Source organism: Streptomyces sp. HUAS YS2 (genome assembly GCF_033343995.1).
Taxonomy (GTDB): domain Bacteria; phylum Actinomycetota; class Actinomycetes; order Streptomycetales; family Streptomycetaceae; genus Streptomyces; species Streptomyces solicathayae.
In genome coordinates, this window is record NZ_CP137573.1 from 734,617 (window position 1) to 749,818 (window position 15,202).

Consider the following 15,202-nt stretch of genomic DNA (forward strand, 5'->3'; position numbering starts at 1 on the left):
GTCGGGGCGGGCCTTGGGATCATGTCATCCGGAGGCTGCCATGACTCCTGATGTGCACGAGTCCCCGGATGTGCACGAGTCCCCGCCGGACAGTCCCGGGAAGCGCCGACGGTCGCCGCGCCTCACGCTCCCCGGCTGCTGGGGCGCGCTCCTCTTCACCTGCCTCTCCTTCACTCCGTCGCTGCTGCCGCGCGGCGGGATCCTCCAGGGGCTGATCGCCGGCATCAGCGCCGCCATCGGGTACGGGCTCGGCGTGATCGCGGCCTATGTGTGGCGCGCGTTCGCCGACCGGGAGGCACGAAGCCCGTCGAGCAGGTCGTGGCAGATCCTTTGCGGCTCCGCGCTCGTGCTGTTCGGCCTCGCGTTCGGCTTCGGCCAGTACTGGCAGCACGAGATCCGCCGACTCATGGGGGTCTCCGACTACAACGTCCTCGCCACCATCGCCTGCCCGTTCGTGGCCGCGCTCGTCTTCCTTCTGCTGTTGTACGCCGGCCGGGGGCTCCGGCGTCTGTACCGATGGGTGGCCGGGCTTCTCGGCCGGTGGGTCGGCCCGCGCGCGGCGCAGGTGGTCGGCTGGCTCGTGGTGGCGGCGCTGGCCTGGTCCGTCTTCAGCGGGGTGCTGCTGAGCGGCTTCGTGAACGCGGCCAACGAGGCGTTCTCGCTGCGCGACGACGAGACGCCCGAGGGCGTGCACCAGCCCACCTCGGCGCTGCGCTCCGGCGGACCCGGTTCGCTGGTGCCGTGGGGCTCGCTCGGCCGGGAGGGCCGGGCGTTCACCGGCAGCGGTCCGACGGCGGGGGACATCGGCTCGTTCACCCACCGCCGGGCGCTGGAACCCGTCCGGGCCTACGCGGGGCTGGAGACCGCGGACGACACCGAGTCCCGCGCGAAGCGGGCCGTCGCGGACCTCGAACGGGCGGGCGGCTTCCAGCGCGCGAACCTGCTCGTGTTGACCACCACGGGAAGCGGCTGGGTCGACCCCGCCGCCGTGGACTCGTTCGAGTACCTCGGCGACGGCGATTCGGCCACGGTGGCGATGCAGTACTCGTACCTGCCGTCCTGGCTCTCCTATCTCGTGGACCAGTCCAAGGCGCGCGCGGCCGGCCGCGAGCTGTTCGACGCGGTCTACGACGTCTGGTCCAAGCTGCCCCAGGACAAGCGTCCTCGGCTGTTCGTGGCGGGCGAGAGCCTGGGCTCGTTCGGCGGTGAGACGGCCTTCAGCGGCGAGTACGACCTGCGCAACCGCACCGCCGGCACCCTGTTCGCCGGTCCGCCGAACTTCAACGCCCTGTTCCGCGAGTTCAGCGACCACCGCGACAAGGGAAGCCCGGAGATCGAGCCGGTCTACCGGGACGGACGTACCGTACGGTTCACCGAGGACCCGACCACCGGGATTCCCCCGACGGACGAGCCGTGGAACGACACACGGGTGCTGTACCTCATGCACGCGTCCGACCCGATCGTCTGGTGGAGCCCGGATCTGGCCCTCTCCGAACCTGACTGGATCGGTCAGGCGCCCGGACCGGACGTCCTCGAGTCGATGGTCTGGATCCCGTTCGTGACCTTCTGGCAGGTCACCGCCGACCTGCCGTTCTCCACGGGCGTCCCGGACGGCCACGGCCACACGTACAAGGCCGCGTACGTGGACGGCTGGAACACCGTGATGCGTCCTACGGGGTTCACTCCGCAGGATCTCGACCGGCTGAAGGACGTCATCCACCCGGAGGGCTGACGCGGGCCGCCGGCCGGGGACGCGCGTCCGCGCGTGGTCAGTCGAGCAGGAACCCCACCACGTAGCCGAAGGCGTTGACCGCCCAGTGCAGGCTCATCGGCGCCAGCAGGCTGTCGCTGCGGCGGCGCAGTTCGCAGAGCAGGACGCCCGCTGCCGCCGTGAACAGGACGGCGCCCGCGACCGCGAGGGCCGAGCCGAACCCGGAGTCCCCGAAGGTCGTGGTCAGGGCCGGTTTCGCGGAGGCCAGGTGCAGGGACGGCAGCACGTGCCACAGGCCGAACAGCAGACTCGACACGGTCGTCGCCCATACCGTCCCTCTGGCCCGGCGGACCAGGCCGTAGAGCACGCCACGGAAGGCGACCTCCTCCACCAGGACGGTGCCGACGGGGACGAGCACGAGCACGCGCACCGCCAGCTCGCCCCCCGTCATCCCGTCGTACCGGCGGTCCTCGAAGAGCGAGCGGGTCTCCGGGAGCAGCGCTCCGGCGGCGTAGACGACGGCGACGAGCCCCATCAGGGCCAGCCCCCACCGGGCACCGCGGGCCAGGGTCCCGGGTGCCAGCCCGGCGTCCGCCAGGGTGCCGCCCGCCCAGCGGAGCACGGCGAGCAGCAGGGCGCTGACGGCGACGGCCGTCAGCAGGCGGAGCGCGCCCGTCCAGCGGTCCAGCAGCAGGTTGGACGCGACGAGGACGGCGACCGTGAGGCCGACGGCCGGCCAGGTGCCGATCGGCCCGCGCCACCGGCTCCCCGGCGGCGCGTCCGACCGTACGGCCCGTCCGTCCATCGATCCACGCTATCGGTCACCCGCCCCGGCCGCCCGGCAGGCGCCCGCCCGGGTCAGGCCAGCACCCGCAGGGCGGACGGCTGCACCCGGAGGGTCACCGGCAGGGTCGCGTCGACCTCGCCGTCGGCGCCGTACGGCAGGGGCCGGTCCGCCTCGATGCGGATCTCCTTGCCGCGCAGGATCTCGATCTGAGGACGCTTGACGTGCTCACCCGTCTTCAGCTCGTTCATCATGGCGAAGAAGAGACGCTTCGGCGCCTTCTGGATCACGACGACGTCCAGCAGCCCGTCGTCGACGCTCGCCCCCGGGGCGATGTTCCGCCCGAACCCGTAGAAGCCGGAGTTCGCCGCGACCACGGTGTAGCCGCTGCGCTCGTGCAGCACTCCGTCGATCGTGATCCGGTACGCGGCGGGCTTCCAGGCGAGGACCGCCCGGAGACCGCCGGCGTAGTAGGACGCCGCGCCCCGCAGGAACCGGGAGGCGTTGGCGTGGTGGTTGGCCACCGCGTCGACGCCCGCGTACACGCTGCCCAGGACGCTGATCCGCGGGTGCTTGGCGGACTCCACCTCGATGGTGTCGACCCTCCGCGGCTCGCCTTCGAGCAGTGTCTCGGCGAGCCGCGCGGCGTCGGTGGGCAGCCCCAGGGCACGGGCGAAGTCGTTGCCGCGGCCCGCGGGGACCAGGCCGAAGACCGTGTCCGTGCCGCTGAGCGCGCCACCGACGCAGCCGGCCATGCCGTCCCCGCCGACGGCGAGCACGACGTGTCCCTTCGCACCGGCCTCCCGGGCGAGTTCCTGGGCGTGTTCCAGGCTGCGGCTGTAGACGGTGTCGAGCTGGGCGCCCGCCTCCCGCAACAGCCGGGCCAGCGGGAGCAGGCCCGCCGTGCCACTGGAACCCCCTGCGGTGGGGTTGACGACGGCGGTGAACTGTCGCATGGATCTGGCCTCCGGGCGGCAGAAGAAGGGGTTCAGCGGACGGGGATGAGAACTCCGGGGCTCAGCACGCCGGACGGGTCGACCTCGGCCTTGACGGCCTGCAGCATACGGATGCCGAGGGGGCCGATCTCGCGGACGTACCAGTCCCGGTGGTCGGTGCCGACACCGTGGTGGTGGCTGATGGTGCCGCCGGCCGCCAGGATCGCGTCGTTGGCCGCCCGCTTCACCGGCGCCCAGTGCGCGACGGCGTCCTCGCCCTGCGCGGAGACGACGGTGAAGTACAGCGAGGCGCCGTTCTCGTACGTGTGCGAGATGTGGCACATGACGAGCGGCGGGGTGCCGGCTTCGGTGAGGGTGTTCGTGAGCGCGTCACGGACCGCCGTGTACAGGCCGGGGATCGCGGACCAGAAGGCGGCCGTCTCCAGCGTCTCGGCGAACGCGCCGGCGTCGAGGAGCGCGTCGCGCAGGTAGGGCGCGTTGTAGCGGCCGTGCTCCCACTTGTCGCCGGGCTCCTCGCCGATGAACTCGCCGTCGCAGGCGAGGAGGACCTCGCGGGCGGCGGCGCGGCGGGCGGCCGTCTCGGCCTCGGTGCCCTCGAAACCGACGATGGCCATGCAGCCGGGGTTCGTCGGGACTTCCGCGTTGCCGATGGCGTCCGGCTGCGCCAGTCCGATGAAGGTCTCGGACTCGTCCGACAGGCGCAGCACCGTGGGCCGCGGGCCGTCCTGGGCGAGTCGGCGCAGCGCCGCGGTGCCGGCCTCGAAGGAGGCGAAGCGCCAGCCCTCGTAGATCCGCTTCTGCGGCAGCGGGCGGATCCGCACGGTCACCGCCGTGATCACGCCGAGGGCGCCCTCGGAGCCGAGGATCAGCTGGCGCAGGTCGGGGCCGGCCGCCGAGCGCGGGGCCCGGCCGGTCTCCAGGGTGCCCTCGGGGGTGGCGACCGTCAGGCCGAGGACCATCTCGTCGAAGCGGCCGTAGCCGGCCGACGCCTGGCCGCTGGAGCGGGCCGCGGCGAAGCCGCCGACGGTCGCCCACTCGAAGGACTGCGGGAAGTGGCCGAGCGTCCAGCCTTGCTCGTTGAGCAGCGCCTCGCACTGCGGGCCGCGCAGGCCGGGCTGCAGCGTCGCGGTGCGCGACACCTCGTCGACGGCGAGCAGCTGGTCGAGCCGCCGCAGGTCGAGGGCGACGAACGGCCGCTTCGTGTCGGGCGCGAGACCGCCGACGACGGAGGTGCCGCCGCCGAACGGAACGGCGGAGAGGCCGTGGGCGGCGCAGGCGCCCAGCACGGCGAGGACCTCGTCGTGGCCGGCCGGGAGCACCACGGCGGCCGGGATGTCCTCGACCTCACCGGCGCGGATGCGCAGCAGGTCGGGGGTCGACTTGCCCCGGGTGTGCCGGACGCGGCTCTCGGCGTCCTCCCGCAGGCCGTCCTCGGCGGCGACGGCCGCGCGCAGCGCGGTGCGCGCCTCCTCGGTCAGGGCCGGGGCGGGCGTCTCGATGTCCGCGAGGGCGGCCGGGCCGCTCTCGCGCGGGGTGACGCCGAGCAGGTCCCGCAGCAGGCCGGTCACCGATTCGGGCAGCGGTGCCGCCTTGGCCGGGTCGCCCCAGCCACTCCACAACATGTCCACTTCGAGAGGTTCCTCACGGTCTGTTTCACGGATGGCTCTGCCGCTCGACCCGCACTGGCATTACACTGTGACAGATGACGCCCATTCGTCACAACCACTCGGACGCAGATCCCGTGCTCGACGCCGCACGCGACTGCGTGCTCGCCGTCGGCGTACGGCGGACCACCCTCACGGACGTCGCCCGGCGCGCGGGCGTGTCCCGGATGACGCTGTACCGGCGCTGGCCGGACGTGAGCAGCCTCGTCGGCGACCTGATGACCCGTGAGTGGATCGCCGTCGCCACCGACGCCATGCCGGCCGGCGGCGACGGCACACCCCTACGGACGCGGATCGTCGAGGGGCTCGTCGCGGGCGCCGCGGCGTTCCGGGCCCACCCGCTGTTCCGCAAGATCCTCGACGTCGACCCCGAGCTCCTGCTCCCGTACGTCCTCGACCGCCGCGGCGCCAGTCAGGACGCCTTCCTCGGGCTCCTCGTCACGGCGCTCGACGCGGGCCACGAGGACGGCTCCGTACGCCCCGCCCGCACGGACCTGCAGGCCCGGTCCCTGCTCCTCGTCGTCCAGTCCTTCACGCTCTCGCTGCGCACGATGACCGACGAGACCGATCCCGAACTGAGCGAAGCCGCCTTCCTCGACGAGCTGCGCATCCTGCTGGAGAGGACCCTCACCCCATGAACCCCACGAGCAGCCCCGCCCTGCCCGGCTCCTCCCTCGACGCCGAGCGGCGCCGCCGCGAACTGGCCGAACTCGCCGACGGCGACGTCGTCGACGTGCTCGTCGTCGGCCTCGGCGCCACAGGCGCCGGCGCCGCGCTGGACGCGGCCACCCGCGGCCTCTCCGTCGCCGCGATCGACGCCCACGACCTGGCGTTCGGCACCTCCCGCTGGAGCTCCAAGCTCATCCACGGCGGACTGCGCTATCTAGCGTCCGGCCAGCTCGACGTCGCGCACGAGAGCGCCGTCGAACGCGGCATCCTCATGGAGCGCACCGCCCCCCACCTGGTGCGCGCCCAGCCCTTCGTGCTGCCCCTCACCCCGCTGGTCAGCCGCGGTCAGGCCGCCCTCGCGCGGGCCGGTTTCTTCGCGGGCGACCTGCTGCGGGCCGGCGCCCGCACCTCGCGCGGCACGCTGCCCCGGCCGCGCACCCTGTCCGCCGTCGAGACCCGGCACTTCGCCCCGGCCCTACGCCCCACCGGACTGCGCGGCGGACTGCTGTCCTGGGACGGCCAGCTCAGCGACGACGCGCGCCTGGTCACCGCGATCGCCCGCACCGCGGCCGCCCACGGCGCCCGCATCCTCACCCGCACCCGGGCCCTCGGACTGCGCGGCGACGGTGCGCTGGTCCGCGACGAACTCACCGGCGAGGAGCTGCGGATCCGCGCCCGAACCGTCGTCAACGCGGCCGGTGTGTGGGCGGGCGGTCTCGTCGACGACGTGCGCCTGCGGCCCTCGCGCGGCACCCATCTCGTGCTGCGCTCCGAGCACCTCGGCCGGCTCTCCGCCGGCCTGCACATCCCGATCCCCGGCGAGACCAACCGCTTCGTCCTGGTCCTGCCCCAGGGCGACGGGCGCGTGTACGTCGGTCTCACCGACGAGCCCGTCGACGGGGCGATCCCCGACGTGCCCGAAGTCCCCGAGACGGACATCGGCTTCCTGCTCGACGTGCTCGGCTCCGCGCTGGCCGTCACGGTCCGACGCGAGGACGTGGTCGGGGCCTTCGCGGGCTTGCGGCCCCTGCTCGACACCCAGGACGCGGAGGGCCGCACCGCCGACATCTCGCGCAAGCACGCCGTGCTCACCTCGCCCGACGGCGTCGTCACCGTGGTCGGCGGCAAGCTGACCACGTACCGCCGTATGGCGCAGGACGCCGTCGACGCCGCTGTGGCCGCCCGCGGCCTGCCCGCCGGCGCGTGCCGTACCGCGTCCCTGCCCCTCGTCGGCGCCGCCGGGCCGCGGACCCTCGCGGGTCTGGACGTCCCGTCGCGCCTGGTGCAGCGCTACGGCACCGAGGCAGTGGCCGTCCACGCGCTCGGTGTCGAGGACCCCGCGCTCGCCCGGCCCGTCGTACCCGGCCACCCCGTCACGGGCGCCGAACTGCTGTGGGCCGTCCGCCACGAAGGCGCCCTCGACGCCTCCGACCTGCTCGACCGCCGCACCCGCATCGGCCTGGTCCCGGAGGATCGCGCCACCGCGGAGGAGGCGGCGCAGGACGCCCTCGCCCGGCACGCCCAGCTGCACTGACGGGCGTGCGCGTCCCTGCCGCCCTCCGGGCGGGGAGGCGCCGGCTTCGCACCATCAGTCGATCAGGACGCCGGGGTTGAGGATGTGGTGGGGATCCAGGGCCGCCTTGGCGGCGCGCAGCGCCAGGGCGAAGGGCTCCGGTCGCTGGCGGTCGTAGCCGGGACGGTGGTCGCGGCCGACGGCGTGGTGGTGGGTGACGGTGGCGCGGTGCCGGTGCAGGACGTCGGTCACGGCGGCCTTGATGTCGTCCCAGATCGCGACCTCGTCGCCGGGCCGGCCCGCGACGGCCACGGTGAAGTAGGGGGCGGCGCCGTCGGGATAGACGTGGGTCAGGCGGCAGTTGACGGTGGCCTGGTGTCCGGTGGCCTTCAGGGCCGCGTACATGGCCTCGGTGCGCACCTCGTCGATCAGGGCGGGAATCCGGTCCCAGGTGGCGGCGGTCTCGAAGGTCTCGACGACGGCGCCCATGCGCGCCAGTCCGTCCCGCAGGTAGGGCATGCGCAGGAACGCCGAGCGCCAGGCGCTCACGGCCGCGTCGGCCGGGGCGGTCCCGTCGGCCGAGGCGGTCCCGTCGGCCGCGGCACGGTCCGCCGCCGGCGCCTCGCCGCGTCCACCGTGGGCGCGGGCCAGGTCCAGGGCGGTCGCGAGACGGTCGTCGACGGGGGCGGTCGCGGACTCGAAGCCGAGGACCAGGACCGTGGAGCCGTCCTGCGAGGCACCGGACAGGAGCGCCTCGCCGGGGTCCAGCAGACGGCAGTTGGCCGGATTCAGATCGGACTGGGCGATGGCGCGCACCGCGTCCAGCGCACGGTGGAAGTCGGCGAACACGACCGACGTCGAGGCCTTGTGCCGGGGGCGTTCCTGCAGCCGCATCCATGCCTCGGTGATGACACCGAGCGCGCCCTCGGACCCGAGGAACATCCGGTCCGGCGACGGCCCGGCGCCGGATCCCGGAAGCCGCCAGGACTCGCTCGTCCCGGCGGGGGTGACCACGCGCAGGGACTGGACGAAGTCGTCGATGTGGGTGTGGACGGTGGCGTAGTGCCCGCCGGCCCGGGTGGCCAGCCAGCCGCCGAGGGTGGAGAACTCGAAGCTCTGCGGGAAGTGACGCAGGGTCAGCCCGTGGGGCCGCAACTGGTCCTCCAGTACGGGACCGAGGGCGCCGGCCTGGATGCGGGCGGCGCGGCCGCCCTTGTCGATCTCCAGGACCCGGTCCATCGAGGTCAGGTCCAGTGACAGCACGGCGCGGTGGGCGTCGCCGCGGTACTCCACGCCACCGACCACCGAGGAGCCGCCGCCGAAGGGGATCACGGCCACGCCGTGGTCCCCGGCCCAGTCCAGCAGGTCGGCGACCTCCCGGTCGTCGGTCGGGCGGGCGACGAGGTCGGGGATGCGGCCCGGCCGGCCGCGCAGCGCCCGGATGACGTCCCGGTACCCCTTGCCCATGGCGTGGGCGGCACGGACTTCGGGATCGGCGGCGACCAGATGGGCGAGGGAGGACGGCGGCGCCACCGCCGGCCGGCCGATGCCCAGGTCGGCGACCTGCGGTATCGGCAGCGGGCGGGCCAGGGTGCCCGGCAGCAGGGAGCCCGTCGCGACGCACTCTGCGTCGTCGGGGTGGGCGTCGGTGTAACCCCAGCCCCACCAGGAACGGGGGCGGGCGGTGCCGGGGTCGGTCGCGGTGGCAGGCATGAGTGCGCTCCAGCGAGGTCCGGTGACAGTGAACTTACCCGAGGGAAAATTACCGTAGGGTAAGATCCGTACTCATGACAACAGTCCCCTCCAGAGCCGGCACCAAGGGCATGCCGAGGGCCGAACGCGAACGACAGGCGCTGGCCGCGGCCACCGAGGAGTTCGGCCGCCACGGCTACGAGGCCACCACCGTGGCCGCCATCGCCGCCCGCGTTGGCGTCACCAAGCCGCTGCTGCACCAGTACTTCGGCAGCAAGCAGGACCTCTACCTGGCTTGCCTGGACCCGGTAGGTGACCGGCTGCTGGGCGCTGTCCGGACCGCGATGGCCGAGCGCGCCACCGGCGCGCCGCCCACTCCCCTGCGAGTCATGGAGGCCCTGTTCACGGCCCTGGACGGGCAGCGCGAGGCATGGTTCGTCCTCTACGACGCCACGCTGCCTCCCGACAGCGACGCCGCCCAGCGCGCGGCGTACTACCGCGGCGCCATCGACGAGCTCGCCGCGACCGGCACCGCCGACCTCCTGCAGACATCCGGGGGCGCCGACCCGCTGGACGCCGACGCCCTCAAGTACGCCTGGCGCGGCCTGTGCACGGCCCTGGTCCGTTGGTGGATCAACCACCCCGACCAGTCCCCCGAGGCCATGACGCGGCGTTGCGCACGGATCTTCGAGGCCGCCCGCCTCATCGGGCCCGCCGACGACGACCGGGCCTGACCGGGGCCCGCGGGTCTCCGGGGATCAGGCGACCGTGAGGACGATCTTGCCCGTGGTGCGGCCCCGCTCGCCGATGGCGTGGGCCTGCGCGGCCTCGCCGAGCGGCAGCACGGTGTCGACGACCGGCCTCAGCTCCCCACACTCCACCAGGGCCGCGACCTCGCGCAGGCCGAGGTGGTCGGGCTCGACCAGGACCCAGTCGGCCCGCACACCGTCCCGGACGGCCGGGACGTCGTCCGGCCCGGGCAGGGTGATGAGCCTGCCCCCGTCCCGAAGCACCTTCAGGGAGCGCTCGGCCGTCTCCCCGCCGAGGCCGTCCAGCACGACGTCCACGTCGGAGACGACGTCCTCGAAGCGGGTGGCGCGGTAGTCGACCACCTCGTCCGCGCCCAGCTCCCGCACCAGGTCGTGCTTGGCCGCGCTCGCGGTGCCGATCACGTACGCCCCGCGGGCCTTGGCGATCTGCACGGCGAAATGGCCCACACCGCCGGCCGCGGCGTGCACGAGCACCCGCTCGCCGTGGCGGACGCCCGCCGCGTCGACGAGGGCCTGCCAGGCGGTCAGGGCGGCGAGCGGCAGCGCCGCGGCCTGCACGTGCGTCAGGGACGCGGGCTTCGGTGCCAGGTGGCGGGCCGGCGCCACCACGTACTCGGCGTACGCGCCCGCCTGGCGCGGGAACAGCGGCATCCCGAAGACCTCGTCGCCGGGGCGGAAGATCCCCACGCCGGGGCCCACGGCCTCCACCGTGCCGGACAGGTCCCAGCCGACGACGGGGACCTCGCCCCAGGCGATGAGGGCCCCGCTGGCCCGGGTCTTCCAGTCCACCGGGTTCACCCCCGCGGCGTGCACCCGGACCAGGACCTCGTTCACGCCCGGCTCGGGCCGCTCCACCTCGCGCTCGACCAGGTTCTCGGGTCCGCCCCACTGCTCCACGACCACCGCACGCATGCCGTACGCCTCGTTCCGTCTCTCATCGGCTTGCCACCGGGTCTTTCCGGCGGCGACGGATCCACGATCGGACAATCCACCCCTCTTCGGTGTTGGCCATCCAGACACCATGTGACAGGATCTGGCCATGAGCACCCTCCACCGCATCGCCGTGCTCGCCCTCCCGGGAGTGCCCCCGTTCGATCTCGGGATCCCCTCCCGGGTCTTCGGCAGCGCGGAGGACGCCGAGGGCCGGCCCCTGTACGAGGTCACCGTCTGCACGGCCGACGGCGCACCCGTGCTCAGCGACGCCGGCTTCACCGTGCAGCCCGCCGCCGGACCGGAGGCGCTCGCCGCGGCCGACACGGTGATCGTCCCGCCCACGCACGCCATGCCCGAGCTGAGCCGGGGAGGCCCGCTGCCGCCCGAGGTGCGCGCCGCCATCGCCGGGATCCGGCCGGGCACCCGGCTCGTGTCGATCTGCTCCGGGTCGTACGTGCTGGCCGCCGCCGGGCTGCTCGACGGACGGCCGGCCACCACCCACTGGAACCTGGCCCCGGAGTTCCGCCGGGCCTACCCCGAGGTCAAGGTCGACGACGAGGTGCTCTTCGTCGACGACGGCGACGTGCTGACCTCGGCGGGCGTGGCCGCGGGCGTCGACCTGTGCCTGCACATGATCCGGCGCGACCACGGCGCCGCGGCCGCCAACCGCGCCGCCCGCATGTGCGTCGTGCCGCCCTGGCGGGACGGCGGGCAGGCCCAGTTCATCGACCGTCCGGTCCCGGAACCGACCCTGGCGGGCACCTCCGCCACCCGCGCCTGGGCGCTCGAACACCTCGCGGAACCGCTCACCCTCGGCCGGCTGGCCGAGCACGCCCGGATGAGCCTGCGCTCGTTCACCCGCCGGTTCCGCGAGGAGGTCGGCATGACGCCGGTGCAGTGGCTCACCGCACAGCGGCTGGAACTCGCCAAGCAGTTGCTCGAGACGACCGATCTCCCGATCGATCTGGTCGCGCACCGGGCCGGGATCGGCTCCGGGAACTCGCTGCGCGCCCACATGAGGACCACGTTCGGCATCTCCCCCGCCGCTTACCGCCGCGCCTTCGGCACCGGCGCCGCGCCGGGCTAGGGTGTCGCCGCGCCGCCCTGACGCACGACCTCCGAGCGGTACGTGGCCGTCCCGCCGGCGTCCGCCACGACCGTGGGGCAGGCGGCACACGCCGCCGCACCACGCTGGGAGAACCACCTGCAGTCGCGGCGGATGCCACAGACCGGGAGCGCGCCCTGGTCCGTCACTCGGCGGTGCTCCGGGCCGTCCGCGTCGTCGTCCACGAGGTGGTCGACGACGCCGCACCCCTCGCCGGTCCACTGCGAGCAGGCACCTTCGATGCAGGGCCGGCTGAAGCGGTAGCGGCGCTCCGGCTCCCCGGCCTCCTGCAGGCGAGCGGCGAACGCGGGGTCCACCACGACCGGCATCGGCAGGTACGCCAAGCTCCCCTGCTCCGTCATGACGCCGATGATCGAGGCGCCCTCGTGGCAGGGACTGCTCGGGCAGGCCCGGTCCCCGCCACGACGGCCGGCAGGTGCCGTGGCCACTACTGGCGCTCCCGCTCCGTCGCCAGCCCCTGAAGCTCCGTCATCAGATCGGGCCGGGGAATCCCGTACCACCACACGCCCCGACGCACCGGAACCGTCAGGGACTCCTTCGGCAGCAGGTCGCCCAGCGCCATGACGCCGGCCTGCGCGACCGCTCGGCTGACTCGCTCCTGCTGCTCCTCGGTGAGTTCCACATCGGTGAGCACCAACTTGAACTCGTGCTTGTTGTTCTTGGTCACGACGCCTCCTTGTCGCAGTGCCCCTGGGAGCCGGCCGGCCGCGGGTGCGGCGGACCATCGGCTCGACCCCAAGAACAGCACTCCACGTCCGCGCCGCACATGAGCCGCGGAGCAGGCGACCCGAAGCCCCGCCTTTGTCGTGACGACCGTTGGGCCGAATGCCGTTCGCCGCAACAGGTCGCGCGGTTCCGTCGTCACGCTCTCGAAAACGCGTCTTTGCCCGTGTTGGTCCCCTTTTCCCGCCGGGGCTGCTGCCATGCTGCCTGCCGAGGGCTGCCGGGGGCCGGCCGCCGCCGGGAAAGGGGTCACGTGGCAGCCGCGCGGTGGGAACCGGTCGTCGTCCTGCTCGCGGTCGTCCTGGCGGGTGTGCTGCTGTCGCACGGGCTCGGGTCGGTGCTCAGGACCGTACGGGAGCCGTTGCTCACGGCTCCGTTCAGCGGCGGACTCGAACCGCGGGAACATCCGGTGTCCCGCTTCCATGTGCGCTGGTACCCCGTCACGATGATCTTCCTCGCCTTCGACATGGAAATGCTCTTCATGTACCCGTGGACGAAGGTCGTTCCCGAGGTCGGCACTTCGGCCGTCGTCGAGATGTTCCTGTTCCTCGGCATCCTGCTCGCCGGCGTGGCCTACGCCTGGCGCGAGGGGGCGTTCCGGTGGACCTGAGGGCGCGCGTGGCCCGGGTGGCGCTGGCTCGGCCGGCGGTCATGGTCGTGGCCGGGCCGGGGGCCACGCGGGAGCGGCTGGCCGTAGAGGCCGAACTCGCCCGCAGGCGCTGGCGGCACGCCGCGAGCCCGGCCGCCGCGAACCTGGTGGTGTTCGCGGGGGCTCCCGTTCGCGTACGGGAGGACAACTGGGCGGAACGGGTGTGGGGAGGTGTGCCCGCGCCGAGGGCACGGGTGACCGTGACGGAGGCCGAGCACGCTGCGCACGCGCTGGACCACGGTCACGCGATGCTCCTCCGGGCTCATGTGGACCAACCCGCCGGGCACGCCTCGTACGAAGCGCCTGATCACGGCGATCACCGCGATCACGCCGGCATGGACCACGGCCACCACATGGGCGTCGTCGCCGGCCTGCCCATGGCCGAACGGGCCGACGACCGCGACGGCTTGCGGCTCGACCGGCTGCACGTACCGCTCGGCCCCGCGTTGCCGGACTGGCCGGCGGGGCTCGTGCTGCGCCTGGAGCTCCAGGGCGACGTGGTGCAGCGCGCCGAGGTCGAGGCGACCGCCGCGCCCGCACCGTCCCGGCCGGCCTTCTGGGACGAGCCGTGGCTCCGTGCCCTGGCCGGCGAGCCGGTCACCGTCGGCGAGGCGGCGCGGCGCCGGTGCGCGGCGCATCTCGACAGCGTCGGCAGGCTGCTCCACGTGGCCGGCTGGGACGACGCCGCGCTCCGCGCGCGCGAGGCCCGCGACCTGACGCTCGGCGGCGCGCCGGGCGACGAACTCGGGCCACGCGTCCGCCGCCTGGTGCGGCGGGTGCGCGGATCGTGGACGCTGCGGTGGCTCCTGGCCGGGGTCGGTGCGCGAACCGACGGCCCGGTCGCCGAGGACGCGCACGGCAGGCTGACGGCGTGGCTGGACGCGATCGAGCACGCCCTCGGCGACCTGGCCGACCGCGCTCCGCTCGCCGACCGGCCGCCGGTGGGGCCCCGGGGCCCGGTCGGCACCGGGACTCCGCCCTCGCGGGCCCTCCTCGACGCGCTGCCCGAGCTCCTCGCCGGAACCGAGTTCGCCTGCGCCCGGCTCGTCGTGGCGAGCCTGGACCCGGATCTCGACGAACTCACCCCGGAGTCCGTGCCGGGAGGCCATGGCCATGGCTGACCCCGCTCCGCTGTGGACGGCGCTCGTCCTGCCCTGCGCGCTGGCGCTCGTCGCGTGGGCCACCGCGTCCGTCGACGCGCGGTCGGCCGCTCCGGGGCGCGAGGTGCTGCGGCTCCTGGTCCAGCAGCGGCGGCTCACCAGGGCCGCCGACCTCCCCCTGGTACGGCTGGGGACAACCCTGCTCCCGGTGGCCGCGGTCCTGGCCGCCGTCGTCCTGCCCTTCGGGTTCCGCCCGGTCTCGGACCTGCCCGACGGGATCGTGTGGTTCAACGCCATGGAGGCGCTGGCGTGGGCGGCCGTGTGGCTGACGGGCTGGGGCCCGAACTCGACGCTGTCGCTGATCGGCGGCTACCGGTTCCTGGCGCAGGGGCTGGCGTACGAGCTTCCGCACATGCTGGCGATCACGACGGCGGCGCTCGGCGCGGAGTCGTTGCGGGTCGGGGCCGTCGTGGACGCCCAGTCCGGGCTCTGGTTCGCGGTGTGGATGCCGGTCGCGTTCGGGATCTACCTGCTGAGCGCACTGGCGATGGCCTTCTGGGGGCCCTTCGGTCAGCCGGTGGGGACGGACGTCGCGGGCGGTGCGGCAGCGGAACTCTCCGGCGTGGACCGCCTGGTGTTCCTCGGCGGCCGGTGGCTGCTGCTCGTGGTCGCCGCGGCCTTCGCCGTTCCCCTGTTCCTGGGCGGCGGGCAGGGACCGCTGCTGCCCGGCTGGGCCTGGACGGTCCTCAAGACGGCCGCCGTGCTGGGGGGCCTGCTCTGGGTGCGGCGCCGGGTGCCGACCGTTCGGACGGAGCGTTACGTGGAGCTGGCCTGGGTCGTCCTGACCCCGCTGGCGGTGGCGCAGGCGCTGGTGGTGGCCGTGGTGGTGCTCGGCCGGTGAGCGCCGTCGCG

15 protein-coding genes are annotated in these 15,202 nt (G+C 74.0%); 8 read left to right on the forward strand and 7 right to left on the reverse strand.

The features are described 5' to 3' along the window. Positions 1 to 40: 40 nt before the first annotated feature. Entirely contained in the window at positions 41 to 1,732 is a 1,692-nt protein-coding gene (locus R2D22_RS03540; protein ID WP_318101152.1) for an alpha/beta hydrolase, read from the forward strand. 37 nt (positions 1,733 to 1,769) lie between these two features. Here R2D22_RS03540 and R2D22_RS03545 read toward each other — a convergent pair whose 3' ends face one another. From R2D22_RS03545 to R2D22_RS03555, 3 genes are read right to left on the reverse strand one after another with little or no spacing between them, the layout of a single operon-like run. Continuing rightward, positions 1,770 to 2,516, reverse strand: a complete 747-nt coding sequence (locus tag R2D22_RS03545) for a CPBP family intramembrane glutamic endopeptidase (RefSeq protein ID WP_318101154.1) — start codon at positions 2,514 to 2,516, stop codon at positions 1,770 to 1,772. Between the two features lie 53 nt (positions 2,517 to 2,569). Continuing rightward, positions 2,570 to 3,451 carry a diacylglycerol/lipid kinase family protein gene (locus R2D22_RS03550; RefSeq protein ID WP_318101155.1) on the reverse strand — a complete coding sequence of 294 codons (882 nt, stop codon included), beginning with the start codon at positions 3,449 to 3,451 and terminating at the stop codon, positions 2,570 to 2,572. Positions 3,452 to 3,483: 32 nt separating this feature from the next. After that, positions 3,484 to 5,079, reverse strand: a complete 1,596-nt coding sequence (locus R2D22_RS03555; RefSeq protein WP_318101156.1) for an FAD-binding oxidoreductase — start codon at positions 5,077 to 5,079, stop codon at positions 3,484 to 3,486. Between the two features lie 74 nt (positions 5,080 to 5,153). Between R2D22_RS03555 and R2D22_RS03560 the strand changes: the two genes are divergently transcribed. Next, positions 5,154 to 5,753: a TetR/AcrR family transcriptional regulator gene (locus R2D22_RS03560; protein ID WP_318101157.1), complete on the forward strand. Its 600-nt coding sequence runs from the start codon at positions 5,154 to 5,156 to the stop codon at positions 5,751 to 5,753. Continuing rightward, positions 5,750 to 7,318: a glycerol-3-phosphate dehydrogenase/oxidase gene (locus tag R2D22_RS03565; protein ID WP_318101158.1), complete on the forward strand. Its 1,569-nt coding sequence runs from the start codon at positions 5,750 to 5,752 to the stop codon at positions 7,316 to 7,318. Before R2D22_RS03560 ends, R2D22_RS03565 begins: the two co-directional genes overlap by 4 nt. A 54-nt stretch (positions 7,319 to 7,372) precedes the next feature. Here R2D22_RS03565 and R2D22_RS03570 read toward each other — a convergent pair whose 3' ends face one another. Beyond that, positions 7,373 to 9,010 carry an FAD-binding oxidoreductase gene (locus tag R2D22_RS03570; RefSeq protein WP_318101159.1) on the reverse strand — a complete coding sequence of 546 codons (1,638 nt, stop codon included), beginning with the start codon at positions 9,008 to 9,010 and terminating at the stop codon, positions 7,373 to 7,375. Positions 9,011 to 9,084: 74 nt separating this feature from the next. Here R2D22_RS03570 and R2D22_RS03575 point away from each other — a divergent pair, with 74 nt between their 5' ends. Further along, the gene (locus R2D22_RS03575) at positions 9,085 to 9,723 is read left to right on the forward strand and encodes a TetR/AcrR family transcriptional regulator (protein ID WP_318101161.1); all 639 of its coding nucleotides are present in this window, start codon (positions 9,085 to 9,087) and stop codon (positions 9,721 to 9,723) included. Between the two features lie 24 nt (positions 9,724 to 9,747). Here R2D22_RS03575 and R2D22_RS03580 read toward each other — a convergent pair whose 3' ends face one another. Beyond that, a complete protein-coding gene (locus R2D22_RS03580) occupies positions 9,748 to 10,671 on the reverse strand; it encodes an NADP-dependent oxidoreductase (protein WP_318101162.1) in 924 nt (307 codons plus the stop codon). A 127-nt stretch (positions 10,672 to 10,798) separates the two neighbouring features. Between R2D22_RS03580 and R2D22_RS03585 the strand changes: the two genes are divergently transcribed. Further along, positions 10,799 to 11,779, forward strand: coding sequence for a GlxA family transcriptional regulator (locus R2D22_RS03585; protein WP_318101163.1), 981 nt, complete (start codon positions 10,799 to 10,801; stop codon positions 11,777 to 11,779). On the opposite strand, the gene R2D22_RS03590 is transcribed toward R2D22_RS03585, so the two are convergent. Then, a complete protein-coding gene (locus tag R2D22_RS03590; protein WP_318101164.1) occupies positions 11,776 to 12,159 on the reverse strand; it encodes a hypothetical protein in 384 nt (127 codons plus the stop codon). The two genes, R2D22_RS03585 and R2D22_RS03590, sit on opposite strands and share 4 nt — an antisense overlap. Positions 12,160 to 12,245: 86 nt before the next feature. After that, a complete protein-coding gene (locus R2D22_RS03595) occupies positions 12,246 to 12,485 on the reverse strand; it encodes a hypothetical protein (protein WP_318101166.1) in 240 nt (79 codons plus the stop codon). Between the two features lie 309 nt (positions 12,486 to 12,794). Between R2D22_RS03595 and R2D22_RS03600 the strand changes: the two genes are divergently transcribed. The 3 genes from R2D22_RS03600 to R2D22_RS03610 are packed head-to-tail and all read left to right on the forward strand — an operon-like array spanning position 12,795 to position 15,191. Then, on the forward strand, positions 12,795 to 13,151 hold the full coding sequence (locus R2D22_RS03600) for an NADH-quinone oxidoreductase subunit A (protein ID WP_318101168.1): 357 nt from the start codon (positions 12,795 to 12,797) through the stop codon (positions 13,149 to 13,151). Beyond that, complete coding sequence (locus R2D22_RS03605) at positions 13,142 to 14,311, forward strand: hypothetical protein (protein ID WP_318101169.1); 1,170 nt, start codon at positions 13,142 to 13,144, stop codon at positions 14,309 to 14,311. The genes R2D22_RS03600 and R2D22_RS03605 overlap by 10 nt, the downstream gene beginning before the upstream one ends. Further along, positions 14,304 to 15,191, forward strand: a complete 888-nt coding sequence (locus tag R2D22_RS03610) for an NADH-quinone oxidoreductase subunit H (RefSeq protein ID WP_318101171.1) — start codon at positions 14,304 to 14,306, stop codon at positions 15,189 to 15,191. The genes R2D22_RS03605 and R2D22_RS03610 overlap by 8 nt, the downstream gene beginning before the upstream one ends. Positions 15,192 to 15,202 lie beyond the last annotated feature (11 nt).

Coding starts and splice junctions, on each gene's coding strand:
- R2D22_RS03570 (WP_318101159.1), bottom strand. CDS start 9,010: ATGCCTGCCACCGCGACCGACCCCGGCACCGCCCGCCCCCGTTCCTGG.
- R2D22_RS03585 (WP_318101163.1), top strand. CDS start 10,799: ATGAGCACCCTCCACCGCATCGCCGTGCTCGCCCTCCCGGGAGTGCCC.
- R2D22_RS03550 (WP_318101155.1), bottom strand. CDS start 3,451: ATGCGACAGTTCACCGCCGTCGTCAACCCCACCGCAGGGGGTTCCAGT.
- R2D22_RS03565 (WP_318101158.1), top strand. CDS start 5,750: ATGAACCCCACGAGCAGCCCCGCCCTGCCCGGCTCCTCCCTCGACGCC.
- R2D22_RS03540 (WP_318101152.1), top strand. CDS start 41: ATGACTCCTGATGTGCACGAGTCCCCGGATGTGCACGAGTCCCCGCCG.
- R2D22_RS03545 (WP_318101154.1), bottom strand. CDS start 2,516: ATGGACGGACGGGCCGTACGGTCGGACGCGCCGCCGGGGAGCCGGTGG.
- R2D22_RS03590 (WP_318101164.1), bottom strand. CDS start 12,159: ATGACGGAGCAGGGGAGCTTGGCGTACCTGCCGATGCCGGTCGTGGTG.
- R2D22_RS03610 (WP_318101171.1), top strand. CDS start 14,304: ATGGCTGACCCCGCTCCGCTGTGGACGGCGCTCGTCCTGCCCTGCGCG.
- R2D22_RS03575 (WP_318101161.1), top strand. CDS start 9,085: ATGACAACAGTCCCCTCCAGAGCCGGCACCAAGGGCATGCCGAGGGCC.
- R2D22_RS03580 (WP_318101162.1), bottom strand. CDS start 10,671: ATGCGTGCGGTGGTCGTGGAGCAGTGGGGCGGACCCGAGAACCTGGTC.
- R2D22_RS03560 (WP_318101157.1), top strand. CDS start 5,154: ATGACGCCCATTCGTCACAACCACTCGGACGCAGATCCCGTGCTCGAC.